This window comes from Gaiella sp. (assembly GCF_035558935.1).
GTDB lineage: Bacteria > Actinomycetota > Thermoleophilia > Gaiellales > Gaiellaceae > Gaiella.
The window spans coordinates 1-7506 of the sequence record NZ_DATMBZ010000125.1 but is presented as its reverse complement, the minus strand read 5'-3'; the positions used below and the strand labels follow the sequence as shown (position 1 = coordinate 7506).

Genomic DNA, 7506 nt, shown 5'->3' with positions numbered 1-7506 from the left:
CCTCCCGGAGCGTCGACGGAAGCTCGGCGCTCATCTCGGACACTGTACGGCCCGCCTCGGCGGACCGTCCGTCCACCTGACCTGGTGTGCTCATTGACGGGTGGCCGCCGGGGCGCTGCTGCTCGTCGGGATCGCCGTGACGCTGCGCGCACGCCGGAACCCGCCGCCTCGACCGGCCCGAGCCGCCCCGCCGGCGTCAGTGGCCGCAGCCGCAGCCGCCGCCGCAGCACCCGCCGCCGCCGCCGCCCGCGCCGGTCGTGAAGCTGGGCTTGGACGTTGCGCCGACGACGGCGAAGGTCGAGAGCTGCTTCAGCACCTTCGCGGCGCCGCAGCTCGGGCAGGTCACGACCTGCTGTTCCGAGCGGACGAGCTCCTCGAAGTGCTCCTCGCACTGCATACACGCGTACTCGTAGATGGGCACGGCCGTAGTCTAGACGCGTGGCGACCTGGCACGCGCCGACGCTCGAGGGCCGGCTCGTTCGACTCGAGCCGCTCACGCGCGGTCACGCCGATGGGCTGTGGGATGCCTCCCGCGATGCGCGGACGTGGCGCTGGCTGTCCGTCGTCCAGCCGGTCGACCGGCGGGCGTTCGACGGCTGGCTGCGTGCCGCCCTCGACGCCGGGGCGAGCGGCGCGGAGATCCCGCTCGCGACCGTCGCGGGCGAGCGCGTCGTCGGCTCGACGCGGTTCCTCGCACTGCGACCCGAGCACCGGTCGGTCGAGATCGGCTGGACGTGGCTCCACCCGGACGCCTGGGGCACGGGCGTCAACGTCGAGGCGAAGCTCCTCATGCTCCGGCACGCGTTCGAGAGGTGGGGCTGCCGTCGCGTCGAGCTGAAGACCGACGCGCTCAACGAGCGCTCGCGCGGCGCGATGGAGGCGATGGGCGCGACCTTCGAGGGCATCCATCGCAAGCACATGCTCGTACGTGATCGCGAGAACCGCGACAGCGCGTGGTACTCGGTCACCGACGACGAGTGGCCGGCGGTCGAGCGCGGCCTGGTCGGGCGGCTCGAGGCGCACGGCTCGCGTTGACCCGCGCCGCGACGCGCCGGATACTCGTGGCGTGACCTCGCTCGCGGCCGAGAACCCCGTCTCGGTCACCGCCTTCTGGGTCCTCGCCGCCAGATACGCGGACGCAATCGGGCGGCATCCGGTCGGGAACGACACCTACGCCGCGCGTTTCATGGACGACGAGGCGCGGGCGGTTGCGCAGCGCTTCGCGTCGCTGAAGCGGCCGAACGCCTCCTTCCCGGTTCGCCACCGGATCATCGACGACATGCTCCGGCGCGAGCTCGACGAGGACCGCGGACGTCGCGTGGCGGTGATCGGCAGCGGCTTCGACTCCCGACCCTTCCGGCTCCACGGAGGCCGCTGGGTGGAGCTGGACGAGCCCGCGCTGCTGCGCCACAAGGAGGCGCGGCTCCCTGTGTCGGAGGCACCGAACGAGCTGGTCAGGGTGCCGATCCGCTTCGCGGAGGAGTCGCTCGAGGAGAAGCTCCGCCCCTTCGCGACCGACGACCACGCGATCGTCGTGCTCGAAGGCGTGATCGGGTACCTCACCGACACGGATCGAGAAACGCTGCTGACGACGCTCGGGAGGCTCTTTCCGAGCCATGCCCTGATCTGCGACCTCCTCACGAGGACGTTCCTCCGTCGGTACGGCCGCAAGCTCGTTCGTGTCCTCGCCGAGCTCGGCGCACCGTTCGCATCCTCCGACGACGCACCCGAGGCGCTGTTCGCCGCGCTGGACTACCGCGTGCTCGAACACGTGTCCGTGGTGCAGCGCGGCGTCGAACTCGGCGCACGTGGCGCCCCGCCGGCGCTCGTCCCGCGCCTCCTCCCGAGCCTGCGAGACGGCTATCGCGTCTGGCTGTTCGAGCACGGGACAGCGGAACGGGACTAGTCGGACAGCCCGCGCCGTTATAGTCGAGTGAGCCCGGTATCCGCGAGGAACTGGAGCCTGGATGATCGAGAGCGTCAACGTCATCGGTGCACGCGGCCGTGTGGGCGGTGCTGTGAGCGCCCGGCTTGCCGAGCGCGGAATCACGCTGTGCGCAGACGGAGCAGGGCTGGTGCTGCTGTGCGTCCCGGACCGCGCGATCGCAGACGTCGCGGCGACGATCGAGCCGGGCCCATGGGTGGCCCACGTCAGCGGCAGCACGCCGCTCGCCGCGCTCGAGCCGCACGTGCGGCGCTTCTCGGTGCATCCGCTGCAGACGTTCACGCACGACCGGGGGCCCGAGCAGCTCGACGGAGCGTGGGCGGCCGTGACCGGCGAGACCGACGAGGCGCTGGCCATGGCGACGGAGCTCGCAGAGACCCTCGGGCTGCGCCCGTTCCCGCTCGGCGACGACCGGCGCGCGCTCTACCACGCAGGAGCAGCGATCGCCTCGAACTACGTCGTCACGCTACGCCGTGCGGCCGGCGAGCTCCTCGCGGGCGCCGGCGTACCCGACGAGGCGCTCGACCCGCTGATGCGCAGGGTGATCGACAACGGCTTCCAGCTGACCGGGCCGATCGAGCGCGGGGACTGGGAGACCGTCGAGCGGCACCGCCAGGCGATCGTCGAGCACGCGCCTCACCTCCTCGCCGCGTACGACGAGCTGGCACGCCTGACCGCAGGCAACACGGTGCCACTTGGGAGCCGCGCGTGATCGTCGCGCGGACCGTGGCCGACGTGAGGGCGGCGCTCGCAGACCGGCGCGACGGCGCGGTCGGCCTCGTACCGACGATGGGAGCTCTCCACGCGGGGCACCTCGCATTGCTCGCGTCCGCGCGGGACAGGTGCGACACCGTCGTGATGAGCCTGTTCGTCAACCCGGCCCAGTTCGGTGAGCCGGCCGACCTGAACGGCTATCCGCGCGACGAGGGCCGTGACCTCGAGGTCGCCCGGGAGGCGGGCGTCGACGTCGTCTTCGCCCCGTCCGCGGTGGAGATGTACCCGCCCGGGTACCAGACCTGGGTCGACGTGACCGCGCTCGGCGCCCTCCTCGAGGGCGAGCACCGCCCCGGGCACTTCCGGGGTGTCGCGACGATCTGCCTCAAGCTGTTCACGATCGTGCGTCCCGACCTTGCGTTCTTCGGTCAGAAGGACGCGCAGCAGGTGGAGGTGCTGCGCCGGATGATCGGCGACCTCCACCTCGAGCTCGAGCTCGTCGTCGTGCCGACCGTCCGCGATGCCGACGGCCTCGCGCTGTCCTCGCGCAACGTCCGTCTCTCGCCGGAGGAGCGCGAGCGGGCGCTGGCGCTGCCCCGCGCGCTCGCGACACGAGACGCCGCGACGGCCCGCTCGATCCTCGAGGCCGCGGGCCTCCACGTCGACTACGTCGAGCTCGCCCCGTTCAAGCCCCCCACGCTCGCCGCCGCGGTTCGCGTCGGCTCGACCCGCCTGATCGACAACGTCCCCCTGGAGGAGGAATCGTGAGCACCCGTCCCCGCACTCCCGGCCCGAACACCCCCGCCCCCGGCAAGCTGCCGATCACCGAGCTCGCCGAGCTGAAGGCTCGCCGGCAGCCGATCGTGATGGTCACCGCGTACGACGCGCCGTCGGGCCGCCTCGCGGACGAGGCGGGCGTCGACCTCATCCTCGTCGGGGACTCGGCGGCGATGACCGTGCTCGGCCACGACTCGACCGTCCCTGCGTCGATGGAGGAGATGATCGTCCTCACGCGCGCGGTGACGCGCGGCTCGCACCGCCCGCTCGTCGTCGCCGACATGCCGTTCGGCTCCTTCCAGGTCTCCGACGCCGACGCGGTCGCGAATGCGATCCGGTTCGTCAAGGAGGCGGGCGCAGACGCCGTCAAGCTCGAGGGCGCCGGCCCGTCCCTGTCACGCGTCACGGCGATCGTCGGCGCCGGCATCCCGGTGATGGGCCACATCGGCCTCACGCCACAGTCGGCCACGGCGCTCGGCGGGTTCAAGGCCCAGGGGCGCACTGCCGACCACGCGCGCCGCCTCGTCGACGACGCACGAGCGCTCGAAGCGGCCGGCTGCTTCTCGCTCGTCCTCGAAGCGGTGCCCGTTCCCGTCGCCGATGAGATCACGAGGCGGCTTACGATTCCGACGATCGGGATCGGCGCCGGGGCTGTGACGGACGGGCAGGTGCTCGTCTGGCACGACCTGCTCGGGCTCTACGACGGCCGCTCGCCCCGCTTCGTGAAGCGCTACGCCGATCTCGCCACGACGATCCGCGACGCCGTGGCGGCGTACGCCGACGACGTTCGCGAGGGGCATTTCCCCGAGGAGGTCCACACGTACGGGATGTCCGACGAGGAGCGCGACGCCTTCCGCGCCGCCGTCGGACACGGGCAGCTAGAGCACCGTCGGGAGCACCGCGAACGCGGCCACGATCACGCCCGCCAGGAGTAACGCGCCCAGGACCCCACGCCAGGGCAGGCGGAACGTCGTGCGCAACCCGAGCACGACGAGCCCGAGCGACCACGCGGCAAACGCGAGGCCGATGCCCACGACGACGTCTCTTCCCGTCCCCGCGTCCTCGCCCCCCGTGCGGAACCAGTCCCACCCGTAGCGCAGCGCGATCACGGGCACGACCAAGACGAGCGACAGCGCGAACGGGACCGCCGCGAAGGCGACGAGCTGCCGCGCGATCCTGAACCTTGCCTCGACGCCGACGGCCTTCGCGCCCAGCCAGAGCGCGACGCCGAGCAGGAAGTACCCGGCCGCGCCGTAGAAGAGGCCCGCGATGAACGTCACGACGAGGAGGACGAGGCCGTCGACCGTCGAGTCGTCCATCACGGTTCCCCACGCGGGCGTCAGGATCACGGCGGCCATCCCGACGAGGATCGTGATCGCGAGCACAGGCTCGGAGCGGGCGTCGACGTCGACGTCGTCGTCGTTCGCGAGTGCGGCGAACACCGGGCGCGGCGCCGTGAGCACGCGCGGCACGCGGCGCCACCAGTCGCGGCTCGCCGGCTCGCCGGCCCGCGCGCGCTTCGCGCCGATCCGGTCTGCCGCCGCGACGGGCTTCACGGACGGATGCTCGGCCATGGCCTCAGGGTACGCGTTGGGCCGCCGTTCGCTCTCCGGCCGAGTCAGCGAGCGCCGCGGGCGTTCGCGCCGCGACGAGGCGGCCGAGCGCCTCCTCACTCAGCTGGTTTCCCGTCACCGCGGCGAGGAACGGCTCGCGGGCCAGCGTCCGCAGGACGACCGGCGCTGTCGCGGTGACCGTCGCCGTTCGGGGCACGTCGAGGATGAGCGCGAGCTCGCCGAAGACGTCGTCGGGACCGAGCTCACGGAGCACCTCTCCATCCTGGTCGACCGACACGCGGCCCTCGGCGATCACGTAGACGAGGTCACCGGCGTCCCCCTGGCGCACGAGCTCCTCGCCCGCGCCGGCACGTCGCTCTCCGAGGGAGGCCGCGAGACGACGCAGCCCGGCATAGGGCAGCGGCGCGAAGATGGACGTGCGCGCGAGCAGCTCGAGCTCGGCCACGCGAACCTCCATGCCGTCGTCGATCCGCCCGAGCGCGCCGTGTGCCAGTGCGGCAAGGACGGCGAGGAGCCCGCCGGCGGCGATCAGCGCTCCGCGCGACCCGAGGATGTCGAGTGCGAGCGGAGCAAGGAGCGCGCCGGCGGCCACCGCCACGATGACCACCAGCTCGAAGAGCCCGAAGATCCGTCCGACCATGCGCTCGTCCGAGTGCTCCTGCATGCTCGTGAAACCCGAGACGTCGAGCAGGCTGTTCGCCAGGCCGGACAGGGCGAGGCAGGCCAAGGCGACGCCACTCTCCGGCACGAGCCCGAGCAGGACCAGCGGCAGGCCCCATCCCGCGAGCGCGAGCTCGAACGGGCGGCCCAGCCTTCCGCGTCCCACGAGCGTGAGCCCGGCGAGCGCGCCGAGGATGCCGCCGACCCCGAATGCGGCCGTGAGCACGCCGACACCCGACTCGCCGATCCCGAGAAGGTCGATCGCGACGACGACGAGGAAGACGCCGAGGGCCCCGCGGACGAACGCCTGGGCGCCGAACAGGCCGACGACGAGGCGGACCGGTGGGTTTCCGACCAGCGCACGGGCGCCCTCGCGGAGCTCGTGGACGACCCCGGGGTGTCCCTCGACAGTCGAGGGCAACGCGGCGGGCTGCACCCCCGCGATCGCCACGAACGAGAGGAACGAGACGGCGGCGCACGCCGCGAAGACGGCAGCCGGCTCCGAGACGGCGAGGAGGACAGCGGCACCGGCCGGGCCGAGCAGGACGGCCGTCGACTCGAACGTCAATGCGGCGACGTTCGAGGCCGCGAGCTCGCGCGGCGTCCGTGCGAGGAGCGGGGCCAGCGCCAGGTGGCACGGACGATGCGCCGCGAGCGGAACGGCCGCGAGCACGGCGAGCGCGTAGACGACGAGCGTGCTCGCATCGAGGGCGAGAGCCACCGCGGCACCGAGGCATGCGAGCGCCCGCACGAGATGAACCAGGATCAGGATTCGCTCGCGGCGATAGCGGTCGCCGATGACCGCCGCGACGGGCGCGATGAACGCGCTCGGCACCATGCGGGCGAAGAGCACGAGCCCCACGACGCGAGCGCCGTCCGCCTCGTAGGCGACCACGCTGAGCGCGACGAGCGAGGCCCATTCGGCCGTGTGGAAGCCGCCCCAGGCGAGCTGAGCGCGCCGGAGCCCGGGATTGCCCCAGAGCTCGCCCACGGCCTCCAGCCGTTCACGGACGTCGTCGCGGATCGGCATCGGGGCGAGGATCGCAGCGGCGGCGCGCCGCGTCCAGGCCTAGATTCGCCCGAGATGGGACTCGACCGTCTTCGCGGAGGAAGAGGCCTACGCGTCAGGCGGCGGCCGCGGCGGCCGGCTCGGCGAGCACGGCGCGGAGGAACTGACCCGTGTGGCTCTCCTCGACCTCGGCCACCTGCTCGGGCGTCCCCGTCGCGATCACCTCGCCGCCGGCCTCGCCGCCCTCGGGACCGAGGTCGACGATCCAGTCGGCCTGCTTGATCACGTCGAGGTTGTGCTCGATCACGAGCACGGTGTTGCCGGAGTCGACCAGCCGCTGGAGCACCTCGAGCAGCTTCTCGATGTCGGCGAAATGGAGCCCGGTGGTCGGCTCGTCGAGGATGTAGAGCGTCCGGCCGGTGGCGATCTTCGAGAGCTCCGCGGCGAGCTTCACCCGCTGCGCCTCGCCGCCCGAGAGCGTCGTCGCCGGCTGGCCGAGCCGGATGTAGTCGAGCCCGACATCGTGCAGCGTCTGTAGGCGACGGCGGATCTTCGGGATCTTCGCGAAGAACTCGAGCGCCTCCTCGACGGACATCTCGAGCACGTCGGCGATCGACTTGCCCTTGAAGCGCACTTCGAGCGTCTCACGGTTGTAGCGGCGCCCGTGGCACGTCTCGCACGGGACGTAGACGTCGGGCAGGAAGTGCATCTCGATCTTGATCTGACCGTCGCCCTTGCAGGTCTCGCAGCGGCCACCCCGGACGTTGAACGAGAACCGCCCCGGCTTGTAGCCGCGCACCTTCGCCTCGGGCGTCAGCGAGTAGAGC

General features: G+C 72.2%; 9 protein-coding genes. 5 read left to right on the top strand and 4 right to left on the bottom strand.

Annotation, left to right across the window (positions count from 1 at the left end; all coding sequences use genetic code 11):
• Positions 1–196: 196 nt before the first annotated feature.
• Entirely contained in the window at positions 197–421 is a 225-nt protein-coding gene (locus VNM44_RS12195; protein WP_325626158.1) for a zinc ribbon domain-containing protein, read from the bottom strand.
• Positions 422–438: 17 nt separating this feature from the next.
• Between VNM44_RS12195 and VNM44_RS12190 the strand changes: the two genes are divergently transcribed.
• From VNM44_RS12190 to panB, 5 genes are all read left to right on the top strand, one after another.
• Positions 439–1035 carry a GNAT family protein gene (locus VNM44_RS12190; protein WP_325626157.1) on the top strand — a complete coding sequence of 199 codons (597 nt, stop codon included), beginning with the start codon at positions 439–441 and terminating at the stop codon, positions 1033–1035.
• Between the two features lie 31 nt (positions 1036–1066).
• The gene (locus VNM44_RS12185; RefSeq protein ID WP_325626156.1) at positions 1067–1906 is read left to right on the top strand and encodes a class I SAM-dependent methyltransferase; all 840 of its coding nucleotides are present in this window, start codon (positions 1067–1069) and stop codon (positions 1904–1906) included.
• A 61-nt stretch (positions 1907–1967) separates the two neighbouring features.
• Positions 1968–2657, top strand: a complete 690-nt coding sequence (locus tag VNM44_RS12180) for a Rossmann-like and DUF2520 domain-containing protein (RefSeq protein WP_325626155.1) — start codon at positions 1968–1970, stop codon at positions 2655–2657.
• Complete coding sequence (gene panC / locus VNM44_RS12175; protein WP_325626154.1) at positions 2654–3427, top strand: pantoate--beta-alanine ligase; 774 nt, start codon at positions 2654–2656, stop codon at positions 3425–3427. Before VNM44_RS12180 ends, panC begins: the two co-directional genes overlap by 4 nt.
• The gene (gene panB, locus VNM44_RS12170) at positions 3424–4371 is read left to right on the top strand and encodes a 3-methyl-2-oxobutanoate hydroxymethyltransferase (protein WP_325626153.1); all 948 of its coding nucleotides are present in this window, start codon (positions 3424–3426) and stop codon (positions 4369–4371) included. Before panC ends, panB begins: the two co-directional genes overlap by 4 nt.
• Here panB and VNM44_RS12165 read toward each other — a convergent pair.
• The 3 genes from VNM44_RS12165 to VNM44_RS12155 form a co-directional block, all read right to left on the bottom strand.
• Positions 4315–5010, bottom strand: coding sequence for a Yip1 family protein (locus tag VNM44_RS12165; RefSeq protein WP_325626152.1), 696 nt, complete (start codon positions 5008–5010; stop codon positions 4315–4317). The genes panB and VNM44_RS12165 overlap by 57 nt on opposite strands.
• Before the next feature lie 4 nt (positions 5011–5014).
• The gene (locus tag VNM44_RS12160) at positions 5015–6700 is read right to left on the bottom strand and encodes an MFS transporter (protein ID WP_325626151.1); all 1686 of its coding nucleotides are present in this window, start codon (positions 6698–6700) and stop codon (positions 5015–5017) included.
• A gap of 94 nt (positions 6701–6794) precedes the next feature.
• The coding region (locus tag VNM44_RS12155) for an ATP-binding cassette domain-containing protein (protein WP_325626150.1) at positions 6795–7506 on the bottom strand (712 nt) is incomplete at its 5' end.